Below are 20849 nucleotides of genomic sequence, written 5' to 3'. Positions count from 1 at the left end.
ATTATTTATTCACCTAATCCCCAGCCCCAGCACCAAAAAGCAAGCCTGTGCTGCTTTAAGCGGTATAATGTCGCGTGATTTCAATAACGATGCTGCGACACCTACACATGAAAAGCTCCAGAAAAGGTTGGTTGCGTAAAAGGCTCAAAATCACCGCGATTGTGCTACTAGTGCTGGGGTTTTCACTGGTAGGATTTGCCACCTATACTGTGCGCCAATCCTTTGCTGTGGAGAGTGGCACGATTCAAATACCTGGAATTAAAGCGGAAGTAACTGTCCAGCGCGACAACTGGGGAATTCCTCATATTTGGGCTGCTAACTCGCACGATTTATTCATGGCGCAAGGTTACATCCATGCCCAAGACCGTTTCTGGCAAATGGATTTTTGGCGACATCTCGGTTCTGGGCGACTGGCAGAAATGTTTGGTTCCTCCCAAGTAGAAACTGACAGATATCTGCGGACAATGGGTTGGGCAAGGGTGGCGCAGCAAGAAATCCAGCAAATGGATGCAGAGATGAAGGCAAATTTGCAATCCTATGCTGACGGGGTAAATGCTTATCTGGCGCAGCGTCAAGGTAGCGCCCTGAGTCTGGAATACGCTGTACTGCAATTCTTGAATCCTAGTTATAAACCAGAACCTTGGCAACCGCTACATTCCCTGACTTGGGGCAAAGTGATGGCTTACGACTTGGGTAGAAATTTTGAGAGTGAAATTGAACGTACGATTTTGCTCAAAACTCTTACTCCTGCTCAAGTGGAAGAATTGTTTCCGCCATATCCTGAAGATTTACCAGTGATTTTGCCTGGGTTCCGAGGAGGAGGGGCTGGGGAGCAGAGGGGTAGAGGGGCTGGGGAGGCTAGGGAGACTGGGGAGGAAATTACCACAGTCTTGAAGTCAATTACTAGGCCAATGATGGCTTTGGAAGAACTTATAGGGAGTACGGGAGTAGGTATTGGCTCTAATAGCTGGGTAATATCTGGTGGGCGTACAGCTACAGGTAAGCCTATTTTGGCGAATGACCCTCATTTGGCTGTGCAGATACCTTCTATCTGGTATGAGGTTGGTTTGCACTGTACAACCAAGGATGCAGAATGTCCTTACAACGTTACTGGCTTTTCCTTTGCGGGAATGTTGGGAGTGATTGTCGGTCATAGCGATCGCATTGCCTGGGGTGTCACCAATGTACAATCTGATGTAATGGATTTATACATCGAGAAAATCAACCCAAATAATCCTAACCAGTATGAGGTTAACGGCAAATGGGTAGATATGCAATTGGTGAAAGAGACAATTCAAGTTTCAGGGAGTCAGCCGATTGTCCAAACAGTCCGCTATACCAGACATGGGCCAATTCTCTCTGATGTTTCACCCGATTTGAAGCAGTTTTATCAAAATCAGCGAGTCAAACTACCCCAAAACTATTCTGTAGCTTTACGTTGGACAGCATTAGAACCATCTAAACTGGCGTATTCAATCGGGCAGATAAATCGCGCTCAAAACTGGCAAGAGTTCCGCGCCGCTGCTCAAAACTTTGATGTTCCTGCTCAGAATTTGGTGTATGCAGACATCGAAGGCAATATTGGCTATCAATTGCCTGGGAAATTCCCCATCCGCGCAAAAGGAGAAGGACGCTATCCCGTTCCTGGTTGGACTGATGAATATGAGTGGCAAGGCTATATTGACTTTGAGCAGTTACCCAGAAGTTTCAATCCACCCCAAGGCTATATTGCTACCGCCAATAATTTGGTAGCAAGTGAATATCCTTATCTAATTACTACAGACTGGGTTTATGGCTACCGGGCAAAGCGCATTGTCGAAATGATTGAACAGCAAAGCCAGCCAATTTCTCTAGACTATGTGCAGCAGATGCAGGGCGACAATCGAAATTTGAATGCACAGATGCTAGTGCCATTGCTGCAAACTATTTCTCTGAATACTCCCCGCCAGGAAGCAGCCCGGAAACTACTACTAGATTGGGATTTGCAACTAGGAATGACATCGCCTGCTGCTGCCCTATTTGAGGTATTCTGGAAGTACTTGCTAGCTGATACCTTCCACGATCAGTTACCTCAAGAGTACTTTCCCGATGGTGGCGATCGCTGGTACGCTGTGATCAAAAATCTTGCTAAACAGCCTAATAGTATTTGGTGGGATAATCGCAACACCGCAACAGTGGAGAACCGCGACCAAATTCTCCGACAAGCTTTCACAGAAGCCGTGGACGAACTTGAACGTCTTCAAAGCAAAGACCCAAAAAATTGGAACTGGAGTAAATTACATACCATCACCTTTCGCAATGGCACGTTAGGGAAATCTGGAGTTGCACCGATTGAAGCTTTGTTTAATCGTGGTTCCTTTGCGACTGCGGGTAATGGGGAAACTGTGAACGCTAACCGTTGGAGGGCAAACAAATCCTTTGAAGTGACTGATATTCCTTCTATGCGGATGATTGTAGATTTGGACAATTTGGATAACTCATTAGCTATTCACACCCCTGGACAGTCAGGTCATGCGTTCCATCAACACTACGCTGATATGGTTGACCCTTGGGGTAAGATTGAATATCACCCTATGCTGTGGAAACAAAAGACAATTGTCGCAAGAACTGCTGCAACACTCAAGTTACGGCAGTTTTCAGGTAAATAGACCACGGTGAGCGAAGAGAGCAGGGGAGCTATTTGTACTTCCTGGCACATTTATCGCAACAACTAGTCCATCAATATTTATTGTACCAATTAAAGAAACATTCCCACTTTATCCACAGAAGTACGTATCCTCTGCGTTTTTTTTGTAAAAAAATCATATTAACAAGCAAAAGCATTTGTATTTTTCCCTATTTTTTTGGGAATCCTAAATCGAGGAAGTTATCTAAACCGCAAGGGATTACTTCTTCAGCTATCACGTAACTTTTAAAGACTCATTATGTCTAAACGCAATTTGCTCAAAGGCCGTAGTACTAGTTCAGTTGCTCTAGAACCAGAAGTTGCGATCGCAGTTATTGGACTGTTGTCTGCAACTGCTGATGGTGAAGGCATAACCATAGAAGAAGAATATGCTTTAAGTGAAATGCTAGGTAGCGTTTTCCAATTTGGGGATTACTCTGATGAAGATTTTGAAGAATTGATACAGAAAGTCGCCAGCTTGCTAGAAGATAAATCTAACCACAGATGTAGACGCGCAGCGGCTTCCCGCAGGGTACACGGATAAACACAGATATTTATCTATGTTCATCTGTTTATTCCGATTTTTGCAAGAAATCTATTGTTTAGTTAGAAATTGGTACATTTTTAAATGCGGCTGTATCTGGTACAAAAATATCCAGGTTTTTGACACCATCGGGAACTCTTACCCAAATATAAGCATCAGCCGAGGCATTTGGACGTAGTGGATACAAAGCAACGCCTCCTGTTGAGCGATCTGCGGCAACTCCTTTGTAGGTTTCGCTAGTTTCGGGATTACGAGCTGTCGTACTAGCGATCGATATAATATCACTACCACTAACTCTGTCTGTCGCCTTGCGACGGATACGCATTTGCACATTTACTACATCACGGTTTCCAGATTCTGGATCTTTAATCCGTTTTGCTGAAAGTAACTCCACTTCTGCCTTAGTGCCAAAAGCCGGCTGTACAAATTGACCAGGCTGAATTGATGAAGTAGTAGCGGTTGCTGATGTCGTTTGATCTGGGGATGGGGATGCTATTGGTTCTGAGGAAATTGATTTTTCAGTAGAAGTTGGCGCGGGAGCAGTATTACTACCTATGTTATTGTTAATAGTATTTAGCGTCTGTCGCAGTGCAAAAACTTCGTAAGCTGCATAGCCACCACATACTAAAGCTAAACTAGATAGTAATACAGCCACACCAGACAGAAATGTACTCACACCGTTGCCTCGATTTCGTATTTTTATAAATGCAGGTTTGTTACCTTTTAATTTTATAATGGACTGCTTAAGTATTCAAATATATCGGCATCTTTTCTAGACAAATTGAGTCAGTATACTTAGCAACTTCTGTTTTAACAAAGAAGTCAAGGTTAAGCTGAGAAAATCTATCATGGGCAGAAGGGGTATTTAGTGAAATTTAATGCATTTAAAAAACCACTGAGTTTTTTACTGTTATTCTTGTCTACTCAAATAGCATTTAGTTCTAGAATTGCCAAAGCACAAACTCAAATCGCGCCGACAACTCCCACAAAATCAATTTGCTCTGCCCAACTGGGAACAGCTATAGATGCTGTAATCAATCGTCCTCTATTTAGTCGGGCCCGTTGGGGTATTTTAGTACAACCACTTACAACCGCGCAAACTCTTTACAATCGAGATGCTCAGAAATATTTTACTCCAGCTTCTAATGCCAAGCTGCTGACAACAGCTGCCGCATTGCAACAGCTTGGTGGCAATTTTCGTTTTCGTACCTCAATTTATGACAATGGCAATGGTATTTTGCGTGTTATTGGTAGGGGAGATCCCAGTTTAAATGATACTCACTTACAAGATTTAGCAAAGCAGTTGAAACAGAAAGGTATTATTCAAATTAAACAGTTGATTGCCGATGATAGTTATATTCAAGGAGAAATTGTTAACCCTACTTGGCAATGGGAAGATTTGCAGTCAGATTATGGCGCACCAGTCAGCAGTTTTATTCTAAATCAAAATATTTTTAGCTTGAAGCTTGTACCGCAAACTGTAGGTAAAGTATCAAAAATTGTGTGGGATGATGTTAACGAGGCGAAACAATGGCGGACAATTAATCAGTCAGTTACAGTTGAACAAAATCAACCAACTAATATCAATTTTACCCGTGATTTATCAGGAACAGTATTGCGAATTCAAGGACAACTAACAGCAAATTCTGAACCATATTTACTCAATCTGCCTATAGTTGACCCTAATTATTACTTCTTACGGCGCTTTCGTAATGCTTTGGTAACAGAAAAAATTACCTTGGGGCAAACATTCGTACTAACTGGTGGTACTAATAAACAGGAAATTGCAGCTGTAGAGTCGCCACCTTTATCTGAATTGTTATTAGAGACGAATGTAAATAGTAATAATCTTTATGCTGAGGCATTACTGAGAGCATTAGCTGTGAGAAAACCAAGAGTGCAAAATCAAACTAGTGCTGATGTCGGGTTAGAAGTTGTTAAGGCGAGTTTAACTCAATTGGGAGTTGATCCAGCAAATTATGTTTTGGTGGATGGTTCGGGGTTATCACGTCGTGACTTAGCGACTCCAGAAGCTTTTGTACAAACTTTGCGAGGAATAGCGAGAACACCAGCAGCATTTGTGTATCGTGCATCTTTACCTGTTGCAGGTAAAAGCGGTACTCTGAAAAATCGCTTTCGTAATACACCTGCTGAAGGCATTGTGCAAGCAAAAACAGGCACTATGACGGGTGTGGTTTCCCTATCTGGATATGTAAATGCGCTGAGGTATGAGCCGTTGGTTTTCAGTATTATTGTCAATCAATCGGAACAGCCAGCAACAGTTGTACGGCAAGCAATTGATGAAATTGTTGTGTTATTAACGCAGTTGCAGCGTTGTTAATACTCAATTTGAGCAAATTAATCGCTAAACGAGCTACTTCTTAATTAAACCCTGGAGCGATCGCAAATCATAATCCAAGATTTTCCCAGTCGTAAAAAATTGATATCCAGCAAATAATAAAGCAGATGATACCAAAATCACAAAAAGATTAACCGACGCGAATACATTACCAGTAAAAGCTATTACAGCAATTCCTAGGGCTATTAAAATCCATCCTAAGTTAGGGTTAATACGTCGTTGTAAAAGAACAAAAACCCCGGCACAACATAGCAAGATACCAGGAATACGAAAAAATATCCCAACTCGAATACTTGCAGTTAAAATCACAATTCCTGCAACCATCAAAGCTAAACCTACAAGCTTGGTTGTCTTATCCACTGAAGTTTTTCTTTGGTTTTCAGCGTCTTGAAACTGAATTGTAGTAGACGAAAGATTTTGTTGATATTGTGGCTTAGCTTGAAGTATAAATGTTACTTTACCTCCTTGACCGAGGTCTATTCTATCTCCTAAATTCACTTGATAAGGAGTTCTAGGCTTTAGCCTAGTGTTGTTGAGAAATGTGCCATTGGAGCTTTCCAAGTCTTCAATGAAGTAATTACTTCCATCTAGCTGAATCTGTGCATGAATACGAGAAACTAAATCAGCATTTGGCAAACTGGAAATATCAATATCTGGGAAAATTGGATCATTTGGTTTACCAACGCGGATTACAGCAAGATTCGGTGGTAAATCAAAAGCAGTGTTAGTCTGCACATGAAACAGCTCTAAACTCAGCCTTGTAGTGTTGAATGTATTGAAATTTTGCATGGCTTGTTTTTTGAGGAGCAATTTCTCAAGTTTGATTTGTGCTTAGGTAATATCGTTGTTTTGACAATAACCGGGTAAATCTCGACTTAATGTCTCAAACTTAGCATAATTAGAAATTACCAACAGGTGAAGAAGATAAATCTACCAAATCTAGCGATGTCTGACAACAAGGACTACTCTCCAATAATCCGCCTCTAACGTTTACCATGTCTACGCTTGCACTGTTTCCAATTCAGTTTTGCAGATTTGCTGTTTCTTTTGCTGATGCAAGGGAATATTAATCCAAAACTCGGTTCCTTTCCCCAGTTCTGACTCACACCCCAGCACTCCAGAGTGTCTCTGCACAATAATCTGGTAGCTAATGGATAAGCCCAAACCTGTTCCCTGACCGACAGCTTTAGTTGTGAAAAATGGATCAAACAACTTCTGCTGAACCTCTCCAGTTATACCTGGGCCATTGTCAGCAATTCGTACTAACACTTGATTATTGCTGATAAGTTGGGTGCAAATTGTAATCTTGCTGGGATGAGTGTGAATGTCTTCGAGAGAACGCTGATCATTGTGACTCTCAAGGGCATCGATCGCATTATTAATAATATTCATAAACACCTGATTTAACTGCCCTGCGTAACACTCTACCAAAGGCAACTGCCCATATTCTTTGATAATTTGAATCTGGGGATGCTCCGGCTTAGCTCTGAGTCGATTTTGCAAAATCAGCAGGGTACTATCAATACCTTCGTGAATATCGACCTCTTTCATATCTGCTTCATCCAGACGAGAGAAGGTGCGTAAAGACAAGACAATCTGTTGGATTCGCACAGATCCCATTTTCATGGAACTGAGAATTTTGGGCAGGTCATCTAGTAAAAACTCGAAGTCAATGTCCTTAAGCTTTTCCTGAATTTCATCCCCTGGATTGGGAAACTCTACTTGGTAAAGGTGCAATAGCTCTAGTAAATCTTGTGTGTATTGACTAGCGTGAGTGATGTTGCCATGAATAAAGTTAACGGGGTTATTAATTTCGTGTGCCACCCCTGCTACAAGCTGACCTAGACTGGACATCTTTTCAGTTTGGATTAGTTGCGATTGGGTGCTTTGGAGTTCATGCAGGGTTTGCTGGAGTTCTGTTTGTGCTTGTTTGCGTTCACGAAGTGCGCGTTCGCGATCGCTAATTTCGTTTTCTAAGCTGTGGTTTAATTTAGTCAATTCACTGCTGCGCTCCACTAATACGCTGTGGGATTTAGCCAGTTTTGCTACCATGCGGCTGAATTCATGCGACAGTTGCTCAATTTCATCACCTGTTTGCAAGTTCAAGCAGTAGTCCAAGTTACCTGCACTAATTGTTTGAGCTCCTCGCTGTAACTTTCCTAGAGATCTGATCACCGGAAGCAAAATCAGCACAAAATTACCGACAGGAACAAGAAGGATAAAAATCACGATCGCATAGGACACCATTTGTGAAGTTCGTTGAAGTTGTGCCAATTCCTGCTCGGCTAGGAACTCTTGCTGACGGGCGCGATCAATCAGCTTAGTTAAAAAGAAGTCAATATCTCTGTTAAAAGCATTGATTGCTCTGAAATCCTGTTGAGAATCAGCTAAATAAGTTTCAGATAAAGTATCAATTGGATCAGCTAGCTCACTTGCTAAGCGAACAAGAAACTGATGACGACGAACAATTGCGTCTAGCTCTGGAGCCTGGGGCATCAAACGTTCTAGCTCGTTGATGTCAGCCAGAAACTTAGTTTGATATTTTTCTATATCTAAATATCGGTCTTTTAGTAACACATAGTCTTTGAGTATAATAATTTCATTTGTTAAATCAATCTCTGATTGAAGTGCCACTTCAATCATGCGACTGCTTTTCTCAAACTTTTGGTGGATAGATTTATCAGCTTGATTTCGTAAGACGGTACTCCCACCCACAACGACAGTCATTAAGGCAGTAACTACAGCAGAAGAAGCAATAAACTTAGTTGAGATTTTCATTTCGCCGCCTCGAAGTTCAAGTTAAGTTCTACTCGAAGTTGCTTAATAGGTGCATAGTCTGCATCCCCAACTAAGGTATATCCGCCTACTTCAGTCCCTACAATATCCTCAATGCCATCGGGTATGTTGAGGAATGCCCATTTTAAATCTTGGATCAACTCAGGAGAGAGTTTCTTGGAAACCAGCATTGGCGAATGGGGAACAGGAGCAGACTCCCAAAGGACTCTGGAGTTAGCAGATGTGAGCTTGCCGATTTTTTGCCGTTTCATGTAGGACGGGATATTTGTGGCGACTGCATCGACAAGTCCATTTTCCAGCGCCGCTTCGCTTTTAGCGTGGCTACCAGGATAAATGACTTGGGCAAAGTCCTGCTCAGGGTTAATCTTAAGCTTTTTAAATGCTGCGATCGGCATGAGATAGCCAGAGGTAGATGATTTGCTGACAAAAGCAATTCGCTTACCCTTTAAGTCTTGCAACTTCTTGATGGAACTGTTAGCTTCCACGATAATTGCAGCCCGATACCACGGTCGTCCTGTGTACTTATCAATTGGCGCAATTAACGGTTCAACTTCAGCACCACGCTCCAAAGCCTCAAAGTAAGACACAGCTCCGACATAAGCCATATCTACTTTTTCTTCTACTAGCCAATCAACGACTTCTTTATAATCCTTAGCAACTTGGAAATCCACACGTCGCTTTAGCGCTTTTTCCAGGTATTCATCCAACGGTTTAATCATCCGTTCTTGCTCTACCTGACTTTGCGTAGGCAACACGCCAATTTTTAAGGTAGATAAGTTATTTGTGTTACTAACTGAGACGCGATCGCCAATAGACTGATGATTGCTAGATATTTTCCCAGTACAGCCTGCGCCTAGTAGCGCTACAACCACTGCTAAAGTCAAAACTCTGCTTTTGCGGAATAGGCAATGTCTGGCGATGAGCCACTGCGCTGCTAGGCACTTCTGCATAAAATTAAATTCAAAGTATAGACAGCTCAAAAATTCCAGGACTGTACATGACCGCTCAGCTGCCTGTTTACTCAGTCCTTGACTAAATATATTTTTCCCTAAAGCAATATCAAAATCACAGTTTTGAGGGGATCAACTGGTCAAATGGCAAATCTAAAAGGTCTTCAATAATAATTTATAAAAAATAACAATTAATCACAAACTAAACTCCGCTGCATTATCTTCATCCACATCTTTCCCCGCAGCAGTAGGTTTAAATTTAGAGCCATGAATTAATTCACCAAACGAAATTCCTGGATTTTGATGAATAATATTCAACAAACTCATAAAATCCCGTACAATTTCCCCTGGCGTAAGTAATGCTTCTGCACCCAAGCGATTGACAATTTCTTGGACAAACTCCTTTAACTCAGGATTTGTCAAAACTTTGTCATACCCAAAATTGACAGCATGAATCTCAGTTAGACGCTGCAAAAGCGTGAGGATTTCTACTTCGCTTAACGGGTTTAGCCGAATTACTGGCCCTAAATATTCTTGAACACCAGCTTGTGTGACAAAACGGCTTTCTTTTGTACGCCTTTGCCAAGCTTGGTCTGCAAAAAGTCCTCGTTTGGGGTCTTCTAAAAATTTAGTTGTTCCACCGATAACAATGCCAAGATGTTCTGCTTTGCACTGCATAGTGTCATTAAACATTGCTAGAAGTCTGTTATAGTTTTTTTCACGAGTAACTGTAGTTGATATTTGGTATATATGTACGGCTTCATCAAGTAACACTAAAAGTCCTTTATAACCAATCTCAGCCACAAATTTAGCGAATAATTTAATGTAGTCATACCAACTATCATCATCAATAATGACTCGTACTCCCAAGGCTGCTTTTGCCTCAGTTTTAGTACTAAATTCTCCACGAAACCAGCGCATTGCAGCGTTTTTCAATTCATCATCATCTGACCGATAGCCACGCCAATACGCAATAATAACGCTGCCAAAATCAAACCCGTGAACTAAGTCTTCAATATACTGGACTACTTCCCTAATTTTGGCTTCAACTCGGTCATCAAAACCATCATCATTGGGACGCATTCCAGTTTCTTGAACTACTTCTTGTTGAATTTTATTAATCCATCCTTCCAAAATCGAGACTAAAGCACCACCATCAGGACGAGTTTTTGTAGCTAGGCGGCTCATTAGTTCTCGATAGGTTGCTACACCTTCATTATTACTTCCTGCCAATCGGCGTTCGGAAGATAAATCAGCATCAGCTACTACAAACCCTTGCTCCATAGCACGGTTACGAATCATTTGCAGCAGAAAGCTTTTGCCTGAACCGTAGTTACCAATTATAAAACGAAATGACGCTACACCTTCTGCAATGTCGTCAAGATTTTGTAATAGGCTTTGAAGCTCCTTTTCTCGACCTACTGCTATATGTTCAACTCCCACTCTTGGCACTACCCCCGCACCAAGAGAATTTATTAAGGCAGTAGATATTTTTTTCGAGAGTTTGAGCTTTGCCATTTATTACATCTCACTTTATTTAAAACGCAGAGGCGCTTAGCCAGAAGTTAGGGCTTATGCTCACCTCACTAATAATCTAACAACGGCAAGAATAATTTAATTTGATGAGGCATGTCTAGCCACGAGAATTTCATACATTTCGATCATTTTTCTAACATTTGTGATATGCTCTTGATAAACTTCTGGAATGTCCAAATTAGGCTCAATTATTAATTCACCAATAGTATCACTTGCCCGCTCGTTTATAGAATCGATTAATAGATTTGGCATGGTAATATTTGCTTCGGCAATTTGCTTAATAGCTATTTTGGGATTATCTTGCTCGACTATAGCTTTTAATACTTGCATTTCATGCCCTGGTAGTTTTTCTAGAAAATTATTCCATTCATCAGGTAAATTTTCTGAGATATCGACTTGAGTATTTATTAGTTCTAAGGGTTCAATTAATTCAGAAAAAGTAAACAATTCAAGATTATCTCGTTGTGCGTCTTCAGGCAAAGTTTCCGGCGGATTAATTGTTTCTACTTGTTGGAGTAATTCCCAAACTTGATTTTGCAAAAGATCTCGTTCTTCTTGCAATAATGTGATTTGCTCTTGTAAATGATTGAGTTCAACTTTCTGAGACACAATTTGAGTTTGAAAAGAATTCAGGCTAGCTTCTATATTTGCTCTAGCATTGGTTGTAGCTACTAATAATTGATTTTCTTTAGTGGCCTCAGTTTCTAGCTCTTGAATTTTGATTCGCAGTTCGTGTAATTTTTCTTCTAATTGAGGTTTGAGTCTACCTAGCAGAGTTAAATTGCTTTCAAGTTCTCGTTTTTCTTGCTGGAGTTCACAAATTTGAGTTTGTAACTGAGTGATTTCAGCACGAGATGTATTATAATTCAACTCTAAACGACGTTTTTCAGCTGTAAGAGTAGAAAAAGAATTGTTCAGTTCTATTTTACTTTTATCAAGATTATAAAGTTCAGTTTTCAGGTTGTTGATTTCAGCATCTAACTGCTTTCTTTGTCCTGCAAAAGTGCTTAACTCTCGATTGAGACTATCCCTTTGATTACGGCATTCTGTGACTTGATTTTGCAGTTGCTTCGATTCTGCGTATAATAAACTACGATGTTCTTCTATTTGGTTGATTTCTCTGACAATACGGAACTTCAATCCCTCCATCTCCTTAATTCGTTTGCGGAGAGAACCTAAAACAAGCATTTCATGATTTCTACGTCGCTTGTCTACAAATAACGCTGCTGTATATGTAGCGAGTACTGTAATTACACCTGTGATAAAGGCTTTATTGAAATCCCAGCTTGGGACGAGGCTGAGTCCAAAACTCACACTGAAGGCTACTATGCCTAGGATAAATCGATTGCTTACCATTACTGATTGCATATTGCTTATTTTTAAGGTATTTAAGTTATCAGAATAAGTAGTTATTAAGGTCATTATTCCTTACATAGTTGTTTTGAAATCTCCGATTTTAAGTATTTGTGCATAAGACTGTTTTATAAATAACAAAAAATTTAAATCACCAGCAAATTAATTTTCAGTTTGTGTATCAGATGTATTTTTATTTGCACTAGATAGTGCTAAGTCTGCTTTTAAAAAATCAACAAATTGCCGTGCTGTGCGACCAGAACGACCGTTGTGACGAGTTGCCCATTGTAATGCTTGATATTCTAAATCTTCTGGTTTAATATTAATTTCAGCTTGTGCTACTAGATGCCTGACAATTTTTAAATAAGTTTTCTGATCAGCTGGTTCAAAGGTTAAGGTTAAACCGAAGCGATCGCTAAATGAAAGCTTCTCTTGCATAGTATCCCATGCATGGATTTCTTCGTGATCTTTAGGAGCAGGTCTATCGACAAAAAACTCTCGAATCAAGTGACGACGGTTGGAGGTGGCGTACACAACTGCGTTTTGAGGTCGCGCTGTTAAATTACCTTCTAAAACTACTTTGAGGGCTTTAAAAGCATCATCATCTTCTTCAAAAGAAAGGTCATCGACAAAAATGATAAATTTTTGTGACACTCCCCGCAGATGTTCTACAATTTTTGGTAAATCTTTTAAATCAGATTTTGTCACTTCCAATAAGCGGAGGTTGCGATGGCTATATTCATTCAATAAAGCTTTCACCAAAGAAGATTTTCCCGAACCGCGACTACCGTAAAGTAATACATGCAGTGCCATTTCTCCTGATAATAAAAACTCTGTATTTTTGAGCAAAGCATCTCGCTGAGATTCGTAACCTACAAGTGTAGTAACTTTAACTGGATCGTAATACGGAATACCGATAAACTGCCCAGATTGCCAGCGGAGAGCGCGATATTCAGCAAATAAACCTGAGCCAAATTGCCGATAATAAGCTGCTAAATCTTCTACAGCATTACCCCAATTTTCTAAATGTTGTAGAGATGCAATGAATTTTGTGCCTACTCCTACCTCTTTCAAGTCTTGATACCAAACAACTGGTGAAATTGGCAGATGAGCTACGATTTGTACCCACTCACTCAAAGCAGCGCTGCTACATTCATAAAGACTCTGCAATATTTGTAAATCATGTTGAACAGCTGTTACTAAAGCTGGGGGCAAATCTTCAAATTCTCGCTGTTGAGACATCCTTGTAAAAGGGTTCTCTGAGATGAGAATTTGAGTAATTAGGTAGTCCTCCCAATTTTGATTTCTAGCAGCCAAAGCGTGGAAGTAAGTACCGTAGGCTTGCAGGCAACCCCGCGCATCGGCATCAGTGTAACGTATAGCTTGCAACAGGTCAAGAAATGCCACCCCTACTTCGCCTTGGAGGACAGATTGGTACAGTAAAAGTGACGCTGCTTGGCGCTGGAGAAATTGAACCTTTGTGTAGGAGGAAGTACTTGCCGTTGGCATCGCTTGATTATCCATCAATCAACTGGGTGATTTAGCTAAACAGCTATGGTAAATTGTCTGCTGACCCTGGCAGTAAAGTCAAAGTCTACATAGGTTTTAACAATGTATTTAGGTATAATTGCTACTCTTGCTTACGGTATTTTAGCGATCACTGGTGGCATTATTGGTTACATTCAGGCTAATAGTCAAGTTTCGCTCATCAGTGGCAGCATTAGTGGATTATTACTAATTTTTGCCGCTTATTTTCAACTCCAAGGACAACCTTGGGCTTTAATTTTAGCAGTATTAGTTACTAGTGTTTTAGTAGTTGTTTTTGCTTTTAGGCTGATTAAAACACGTAAGTTTATGCCTGCGGGATTGATGACTATTTTGGGTATGCTGACACTGGCGGTAATGTTAAATCAAATTGTTGTCTTAAGGTAGCATCAGTTTGCGGTAACAGCTATCCTGCTTTTGTTTGATAAAGAAGTAGAAAGGAGTCAGAACAGTAAACAGTCAACAGTCAACAGTCTTGACGGTGTATAGTGGGGGATTTAAACCCGCTAGATAATCGGCTTTGGGTTATTAGTTTTCAGTTGCAAGTGAGCGCCCCCTTAGTGGTTTCCCTTAACAGTCAACAGTCAACAGTAAACAGTCAACAGTCTTGACGGCGTATAGTGGGGGATTTAAACCCGCCAGATAGTGCCTGCCACTAATCGGCTTTGGACTCAGCACGGGCTAAATGCCCTGCTACCGCACTTCAGCACTTGGCTATATTACTGAGGCGTCAAGGTAGCAAATAGTAAAATATGAAAAAAAATTAATTATTCTCTGGCTAAAATATCCGGTTTTCTTAGCTTTGTGATGATCAATAAAAATAATAGGGTTAAATGTCATGCTTTTTGATGCGAAGGAACTCTGAGATTTTTCGCTGTTTATAAGCTGACATAATTGTTATTAGTACTACATGTTTTCATCAGTTCAAGAAAAGCAAATATCTTCATTTGCCAATGAATACCTAATAACAAATAACACTTACTGCTAATAATTTTGTTTGTGGTGACGTTAATATCTGATAAAACTCTACTCTAGATGGATACAAGTAACTATGCTGAAAAATGTAAAGAATTGATGGTATCTTTGAGCAAATTTTAAAGGTAAAGTGAAGGGTTTCGTGCCATTTTGGCAGGTTTTTATCAGACAGATGGGATATTAGTAGATCGTACCAATCGTTATTGTTATTCACACACTAGTTGCTATCTACCGAAAACGGCTAAAGCTAAGCCAATCCCGATATAGGTGATTCTCTCCGCTATTTTAGGAACTAGGAAATAATACATGGTATTATCACTGTCTTCTCATAACGTTATCCAGTATTTGCAAGATGCAGGTCTGTGTAGCTCAGAAGATGGAGCAGCAAATGAATCTGAGTTACCAGATAGTAAGAATTGCAATTTACTGGTGACTCTGGCAGATAACCGTAAACTGCTGGTTAAACAAGAACGTAGCATTAACAATGATGGAATGCCCCACGAGTTTTTTAATGAGTGGCTATTTCATCAGTTACTTCAACAGTTTCCGGTTTTAGGCAACATTTCTGCGATCGCATCACTAGTGCTGCACTTTGATGAGGAAAATTCTATCCTTGTCCGCAATTACCTCAATGACTATCTGGAACTTGGGAGAGTATATCACAGAAATGATATTTTTCCACTAGAAATTGCCTCCGCTATTGGCACTACTCTGGCTGGGCTGCATCGCGCAACCTTCAACCGCCGAGAATATAGTGATTTCATGGCAACTGCTCCTCAAGGACAGTTTCGCTATGGCTATTACAATCCAGCGCAAGGAATAGGGTCAATTAGTCCAGAGATTTTTGGTACAGTTCCCACTGATGCGCTGAAATTTTATGTTCTCTATCAGCGCTACGAGAGTTTAGAATCAGCAATTGCTGATTTAGCAAATGAGTGGCAGCCTTGCTGCTTAACACATAACGATCTAAAGTTAAATAACATTTTGGTTCATTCCAGGTGGGAGCAGCTAGACAATTGCCTGGTGCGACTAATTGACTGGGAAGCCTGCTCTTGGGGAGATCCGGCATTTGATTTAGGAACTTTACTAGCAAGCTATTTAGAAATTTGGTTATCTAGTCTCGTGGTAGACCCTACCATTGAATTAGAAGAATCTTTGCATTTGGCGATGACACCTCTAGAGGTTCTACAACCTTCAATAGTTGCTCTAATTAGAGCTTATCTCAATGCTTTTCCCATGATTTTGGAGTACCGTCGTGATTTTATTTTGCGCGTTATTCAATTTGCTGGACTGGCACTGATTCATCAAATTCAAGACATGATTACGTGCCGCAAATACTTTGATAATGCTGACATCTGTATGCTTCAAGTCGCGAAAAGTTTGCTCACTATGCCTGAGCAATCTGTACTGACTATTTTTGGTATTTCCGAGTCAGAAATATTCAAAACTGTGGGAAACTTTCATAAAGTTCCTCAGCCAGAAAAAGAGCAGCAAGTACTTCGCATTTATTATGAAAAAACTCGGCTGCGTGGTTGCTAATAGCATATAGCAGAACAATTTAAAAGATAATTTGGATATTTTGAATTGTTCTGTATGCTATTTTTAAGGAAATTAAACTTCAGGAAAAATTAAAATGTTTTCCAATAATAAAACAATAGGCTTATCCAAATAAATATTAATAATTTATCTGTGGTGTAAATCCTAGATTATACTTTTTTAAGTAATCTGTTAAACAACAAATATATTTGCCACAGAGTGGTTGTTTGATTATAAATTATGAGTTTTGAGTTCTGAATTTATTAATGCTAGATTCTTCCACCAATCAACTGCTAACTACACTATTCGACATTGTTACCAATATCCAGATTGAGTCAAATTTTTGTATTTACCATCCCAACTACCAACCCTTTGCTCTGCCGACTAAAGTAGCTGACAGATTTCAGCAAACCCCCTCGGCTTTGCAGCATAAGTATCTCACTCTGCTATTGCGAAACTTTCTCTATGGAATTTATTACAATGGCTCGCTGCAAACTACTTTGGCAGTCAATAAGGAAATTACAAATCACAAGCAGTGCCATAATTTAGAAAACGATTCTGCCTTGGGAATTGATTGGGAATTTTACGAGCAACTGCACGAGTGTAATCATGGTATCGGTTATTTTGACCCTAGTTGGCGGGTGTTGCGGCAAGAACCTGATGGGAGTATGGCTGTGACTAAAGGCGGTTTGACACTTTATGTTGAGCCAGACTGCCATTTAAAACCTAATATTAAATCTGCTAAACCAGGCGAGTTAGTAGCCATCTGGATGCCCAAAAATCGACTGCAAAACGGTTGTTATGTAGCGGTTAGCAATGTTGGACAAGAACGGCAAAACCCAGATGCGGATTTGGGAGCAGGGAGAATCTATTTTAATTTCACACCATTTGGTGCGATCGCGCTCATGAAAAGCCTAACTCAGCAACTAAATGCTGCTGCTATTCCTTTTAGCTTTCAGGTTCTTTACAATCCTTCTGCATACGAACGCTATGACTCAGGGGTACTCTTCTTTGAACTCCACGACTATCCAGCCATCCGCGAAATTCTACAGGCTGTTTATGCTGAACATCAATCCTATTTTCAAACCGATATACCCTTGTTCACAAAGTTTTTAGCACCAGGATTGAGTTTAGCTGAGGAACCAACCCAAAAATTTGCGGCGCAAGAGAGTTTTGGGATGAACCGTTGTCAAATTGTCGCTAATGCTTTGTTGGAGGCTTGGCAAAAAGGTAAGAATGCAATGGAGGAGCGGATGAGGGTAATTGACCAACACTTTGCCCAGCACTCAATTGATTTGCAGCATCCTTATCTAAATCCCAGTTCTGAAGATATATATTACCCTTTAAATCAGTAAACAGTAAACAGTAAACAGTAAACAGTAAACAGTAAACAGTAAACAGTTACCAAGGCGGATGGTGGGGGATTTAAACTTGCCAGATAGCACCTGCCACTAATCGGCTTTGGATTATTAGTTTTCAGTTGGAAGTACTCGCCCCCTTAGTGGTTCTCCTTAAACCCAATTATCTTGACTGATAACCGTTAAATTAATAACTGTAGTTACAGTAAAATTGTAGAGCAGGTTTATTATCTGCTATTTTTATGCTTTAAATTTTGAAAGATGCCTTTCACTCATAATCGAACAGTTCACTTTCAAGATACTGATGCTGCTGGGGTAGTTTATTTTGCTAATGTTTTGGGTATTTGTCATGAAGCTTACGAAGAATCTCTAGAAACATCAGGTATTAATATCAAAGGTTTTTTCACTGGCTCATCTGTAGCTTTTCCAATTGTTCATGCTAATGTTGATTTTTTGCGCCCAATGTTTTGCGGTGATAAGTTAGCCGTTAGCTTAATGCCCCAAAAATTAGGTATTGATAAGTTTGAAATTGCTTACGAAATTTCAGTTGATGATGTAGTTGTTGCTAAGGCAATTACTAGACACGTTTGTATTGAGGTGAGTAGTAGAAGTAAGCAGGAATTGCCAAATGAGATTATTCGGTGGTTAGAAACGAACCGCAGAGACGCTGAGGGCGCAGAGAGAAGAAAATCAAGAGAGGTTATTTAGAAATTTTGTGGCTATTTGCTGTAGCTGCTGGCGGTTGATTTTACCTTGGGAGTTGCGGGGTAAGCTTTGCAAGGAAATCCAATGTTTGGGGATTTTAAATTTGCTGAGTTTGTCTTTGAGTAGGATTTGGATTTCTAAGGTAGAGATATTTGGATTTTGAGGTGTATAAATAGCTGTTAATGCTTGACCCCAGTGTTTATCTGGTATGCCAATAATACAAATATCAGCAACCGTTTTAGTTGCTAATATCGCTGATTCAATTTCTGTTGGGTAAATGTTTTCACCACCTGTAATAATTTTATCACTACTACGCCCAACAATATTTAAATAACCTTGGTTATCTAAAAAACCTAAGTCATCTACTTGAAAATAATCTTGTATTTTATCAGTTTGATAATAACCAATAGCTAAGGATTTAGCTTGAATAATAATATTTCCTATTTGATTTGAATTTAAAATTTCGCCTTGCTGATTGCAAATTGTTACATGAGCATGAGGGAGAATCTGACCACTGCTTATTTGACCTTTGAGAAAATCATCAGGTTTGAGGGTGGCAATTTGGGAAGCTGTTTCTGTCATACCGTATGTAGGTGCTAAGCGGATGCAATGGAATCTCGCCTTTTCTAACAGTTCATTCCATGCTGGCGCACCTCCCAAAAGTACAGTTTGAAATTGGGTTAGCCACTCAGTTAATTCTGAGTTTTGTAGAAGACGTTGTAACTGGGTAGGTACTAAAGATAGGAAAAACTTTGATTGTTCAATATTGAGTATTTGACCAGATTCTAGTGTTTTGAATGGCAGAATAACTAGCTGTCCTCCGGTTGTGAAGGAGCGCATAAATTGCATCAAACCACTGACGTGATATAGCGGTAATACACAAAAGGAGTTGACTTGTTTTAGCTGAAAATATTCTGTAAATCCTTGGACAGATGCCATCAGAGTTTCCCAAGTATGGATGGCAAATTTAATCTCTCCAGATGAGCCACCTGTGGGAATCATGATGAGTGATGAGTGCTGAGTGATGTTAACGGTAGCGGGGCGTTTAGCCCGTGCTGAGTGGGGGAGTGGGGGAGTGGGAGATAGGTGAGAAGGGGTAGTCTTTTCTTCCCAGTCCCCAGTCCCTAGTCCCCAGTCCCTAGTCCCCAGTCCCCAAATAATGTCTGGCTGTACTAAATCAAAGACTTGTTGCAATTCTTGTTTTCCCCAGTCGGGGTTACAGAGAAAAACTGGACAATGAGCTGCACAAGCAGCAATAAAACTTGCTAAAAACTTTATTGGTTCGCGTTCAGCTAAGATAATTTTTGGTGGCGTTTCACATGCTGATAAGTGTGTTAGTTCTAAATATAATTCTTCAGCTATTTTATGAAACTGAAGGCTGTGATGACCAATCAGCCAATCGTGATGAGCATGTTTTTTAAGATAGTCTAAAGGTCGTTCCATAGACTTTGAAGCCAGGTTTCTTTGTGTTCAAAAAAGTGGTTAATGCCAAAACCAACTGCTCTGTTATGTTGGGATAATTCTGCTGCTAGTTGGAGTGCTGCTTGTCTTGCGATCGCAGTTTCAAAGACTGATGAAAATACAGCATCAATTTTATGCTGTTGGCAAAATTGTCGTAGCCGCGATGGTGAACCGACTATCGCAGGCTTAATAACAAAAATATCTCGCCAACCTTGTTGATAACAGGTGACGAGTTGGTTAAATGTGGCGACAGACTCATCTAAAGCGATCGCAGTCCCATAAAACATACTCAATTCCAGCATTCCCTGAAATTGCTCAACAGGTAGCGGTTGTTCGATAAATTCAATTTCTAGGGATATTTCTTCATTTGCTTTGAGATTGTCGCAAGTCCACAGCCATAAGTTAGCCTCTTCATAACTGAGTCCGCCGTTAGCATCTAATCGTAGTTTTGTAGAAGCTGGTAAGCTATGCGTAAGTATGTTAAAAATTTCTAGTTCATGAGCGATCGCATACACACCAATTTTCCATTTAAACGTGCGATATCCCTGCTGCCATAACATTTCCCATTGACTTAAAGCCGCTTCCCCAGCGGGCAATAAGGCACTGTAGGTGAGGGAGGTAGAAGCAGGGGGGCAGAGGGGCAGAGGGGCAGAGGGGAAATCGGGATTCTCCTGTGCTCCCCATCTCCTGTGCTCCCCATCTCCTGTGCTCCCCATCTCCCGCGCTGACTCAAAGCCAAATTGACAAGCGGGTAACTCATCTGGAATGGAGAAAATTGTCTCGTCTGTAATTTCCTCTGGTAATTGGCGACAAAAATCTAAAGCTTGTTCTATGGTTTCGGAACCAAACCAGCTAATGGGGGCAATTTCTCCCCAACTGTCTCTACCTGTTTCATCGGTAAGCTGGAGGATAATCCCATCCCGAATATCCCAAATGCCGTGACTAGTAGTTAAAGATTGCACAAACCTACGTCTATAGGGACGAAATTTAAATCTGTAAGTCACTAAATGTCATTTGTTATTTGTTTGTCATTTGTCCTTTGTAATTACAAATAACCAAGGACTAA

Annotated in this window: 16 protein-coding genes; 7 read left to right on the top strand and 9 right to left on the bottom strand. The window is 40.3% G+C overall.

The annotated features are described in order from the left end of the window. Nucleotides 1-107: 107 nt before the first annotated feature. The gene (locus tag FNW02_RS18980) at nt 108-2648 is read left to right on the top strand and encodes a penicillin acylase family protein (protein WP_191759062.1); all 2541 of its coding nucleotides are present in this window, start codon (nt 108-110) and stop codon (nt 2646-2648) included. A gap of 276 nt (nt 2649-2924) precedes the next feature. Then, entirely contained in the window at nt 2925-3209 is a 285-nt protein-coding gene (locus FNW02_RS18975) for a tellurite resistance TerB family protein (protein ID WP_191759061.1), read from the top strand. A gap of 58 nt (nt 3210-3267) precedes the next feature. Here the strand turns inward: FNW02_RS18975 and FNW02_RS18970 are convergent, their stop codons facing one another. Beyond that, the gene (locus tag FNW02_RS18970) at nt 3268-3885 is read right to left on the bottom strand and encodes a hypothetical protein (protein WP_191759060.1); all 618 of its coding nucleotides are present in this window, start codon (nt 3883-3885) and stop codon (nt 3268-3270) included. A gap of 192 nt (nt 3886-4077) precedes the next feature. Here FNW02_RS18970 and dacB point away from each other — a divergent pair, with 192 nt between their 5' ends. Next, nucleotides 4078-5550, top strand: coding sequence for a D-alanyl-D-alanine carboxypeptidase/D-alanyl-D-alanine endopeptidase (gene dacB / locus FNW02_RS18965; RefSeq protein ID WP_348535419.1), 1473 nt, complete (start codon nt 4078-4080; stop codon nt 5548-5550). 33 nt (nt 5551-5583) lie between these two features. Here dacB and FNW02_RS18960 read toward each other — a convergent pair whose 3' ends face one another. The 6 genes from FNW02_RS18960 to FNW02_RS18935 form a co-directional block, all read right to left on the bottom strand. Continuing rightward, nucleotides 5584-6357: an FHA domain-containing protein gene (locus tag FNW02_RS18960; protein WP_191759059.1), complete on the bottom strand. Its 774-nt coding sequence runs from the start codon at nt 6355-6357 to the stop codon at nt 5584-5586. Between the two features lie 210 nt (nt 6358-6567). Next, nucleotides 6568-8346, bottom strand: a complete 1779-nt coding sequence (locus FNW02_RS18955) for a sensor histidine kinase (protein ID WP_191759058.1) — start codon at nt 8344-8346, stop codon at nt 6568-6570. Further along, on the bottom strand, nt 8343-9314 hold the full coding sequence (gene phnD, locus FNW02_RS18950) for a phosphate/phosphite/phosphonate ABC transporter substrate-binding protein (protein WP_191759057.1): 972 nt from the start codon (nt 9312-9314) through the stop codon (nt 8343-8345). Before phnD ends, FNW02_RS18955 begins: the two co-directional genes overlap by 4 nt. Before the next feature lie 195 nt (nt 9315-9509). Next, nucleotides 9510-10832, bottom strand: a complete 1323-nt coding sequence (locus FNW02_RS18945) for an ATP-binding protein (protein WP_191759056.1) — start codon at nt 10830-10832, stop codon at nt 9510-9512. Between the two features lie 96 nt (nt 10833-10928). Beyond that, nucleotides 10929-12218, bottom strand: coding sequence for a tellurite resistance TerB C-terminal domain-containing protein (locus FNW02_RS18940; RefSeq protein ID WP_191759055.1), 1290 nt, complete (start codon nt 12216-12218; stop codon nt 10929-10931). A gap of 147 nt (nt 12219-12365) precedes the next feature. Next, entirely contained in the window at nt 12366-13727 is a 1362-nt protein-coding gene (locus FNW02_RS18935) for an ATP-binding protein (RefSeq protein ID WP_191759054.1), read from the bottom strand. Between the two features lie 87 nt (nt 13728-13814). Here FNW02_RS18935 and FNW02_RS18930 point away from each other — a divergent pair, with 87 nt between their 5' ends. The 4 genes from FNW02_RS18930 (at nt 13815) to FNW02_RS18915 (ending at nt 18325) form a co-directional block, all read left to right on the top strand. Continuing rightward, complete coding sequence (locus FNW02_RS18930; RefSeq protein WP_191759053.1) at nt 13815-14135, top strand: TMEM14 family protein; 321 nt, start codon at nt 13815-13817, stop codon at nt 14133-14135. Between the two features lie 894 nt (nt 14136-15029). Next, nucleotides 15030-16262: a phosphotransferase family protein gene (locus FNW02_RS18925; RefSeq protein WP_191759052.1), complete on the top strand. Its 1233-nt coding sequence runs from the start codon at nt 15030-15032 to the stop codon at nt 16260-16262. 263 nt (nt 16263-16525) lie between these two features. Then, a complete protein-coding gene (locus tag FNW02_RS18920; RefSeq protein WP_191759051.1) occupies nt 16526-17614 on the top strand; it encodes a T3SS effector HopA1 family protein in 1089 nt (362 codons plus the stop codon). 264 nt (nt 17615-17878) lie between these two features. Further along, nucleotides 17879-18325, top strand: a complete 447-nt coding sequence (locus tag FNW02_RS18915) for an acyl-CoA thioesterase (protein ID WP_191759050.1) — start codon at nt 17879-17881, stop codon at nt 18323-18325. Here FNW02_RS18915 and FNW02_RS18910 read toward each other — a convergent pair. Both FNW02_RS18910 and FNW02_RS18905 read right to left on the bottom strand, forming a co-directional pair. Then, entirely contained in the window at nt 18308-19765 is a 1458-nt protein-coding gene (locus tag FNW02_RS18910; protein WP_191759049.1) for a 2-succinylbenzoate--CoA ligase, read from the bottom strand. The genes FNW02_RS18915 and FNW02_RS18910 overlap by 18 nt on opposite strands. After that, nucleotides 19750-20787 carry an o-succinylbenzoate synthase gene (locus FNW02_RS18905; RefSeq protein WP_191759048.1) on the bottom strand — a complete coding sequence of 346 codons (1038 nt, stop codon included), beginning with the start codon at nt 20785-20787 and terminating at the stop codon, nt 19750-19752. The genes FNW02_RS18910 and FNW02_RS18905 overlap by 16 nt, the downstream gene beginning before the upstream one ends. Between the last annotated feature and the right edge of the window lie 62 nt (nt 20788-20849).

The sequence above is a fragment of the Komarekiella delphini-convector SJRDD-AB1 genome (assembly GCF_014831675.1).
Taxonomy (GTDB): domain Bacteria; phylum Cyanobacteriota; class Cyanobacteriia; order Cyanobacteriales; family Nostocaceae; genus Komarekiella.
The sequence above is the reverse complement of the archived record's forward strand: the minus strand, read 5'-3'. Positions and strand labels throughout refer to the sequence as shown.

Coding starts and splice junctions, on each gene's coding strand:
- FNW02_RS18980 (WP_191759062.1), top strand. CDS start 108: ATGAAAAGCTCCAGAAAAGGTTGGTTGCGTAAAAGGCTCAAAATCACC.
- FNW02_RS18975 (WP_191759061.1), top strand. CDS start 2,925: ATGTCTAAACGCAATTTGCTCAAAGGCCGTAGTACTAGTTCAGTTGCT.
- FNW02_RS18960 (WP_191759059.1), bottom strand. CDS start 6,357: ATGCAAAATTTCAATACATTCAACACTACAAGGCTGAGTTTAGAGCTG.
- FNW02_RS18955 (WP_191759058.1), bottom strand. CDS start 8,346: ATGAAAATCTCAACTAAGTTTATTGCTTCTTCTGCTGTAGTTACTGCC.
- phnD (WP_191759057.1), bottom strand. CDS start 9,314: ATGCAGAAGTGCCTAGCAGCGCAGTGGCTCATCGCCAGACATTGCCTA.
- FNW02_RS18945 (WP_191759056.1), bottom strand. CDS start 10,832: ATGGCAAAGCTCAAACTCTCGAAAAAAATATCTACTGCCTTAATAAAT.
- FNW02_RS18940 (WP_191759055.1), bottom strand. CDS start 12,218: ATGCAATCAGTAATGGTAAGCAATCGATTTATCCTAGGCATAGTAGCC.
- FNW02_RS18935 (WP_191759054.1), bottom strand. CDS start 13,727: ATGGATAATCAAGCGATGCCAACGGCAAGTACTTCCTCCTACACAAAG.
- FNW02_RS18930 (WP_191759053.1), top strand. CDS start 13,815: ATGTATTTAGGTATAATTGCTACTCTTGCTTACGGTATTTTAGCGATC.
- FNW02_RS18925 (WP_191759052.1), top strand. CDS start 15,030: ATGGTATTATCACTGTCTTCTCATAACGTTATCCAGTATTTGCAAGAT.
- FNW02_RS18920 (WP_191759051.1), top strand. CDS start 16,526: ATGCTAGATTCTTCCACCAATCAACTGCTAACTACACTATTCGACATT.
- FNW02_RS18915 (WP_191759050.1), top strand. CDS start 17,879: ATGCCTTTCACTCATAATCGAACAGTTCACTTTCAAGATACTGATGCT.
- FNW02_RS18910 (WP_191759049.1), bottom strand. CDS start 19,765: ATGGAACGACCTTTAGACTATCTTAAAAAACATGCTCATCACGATTGG.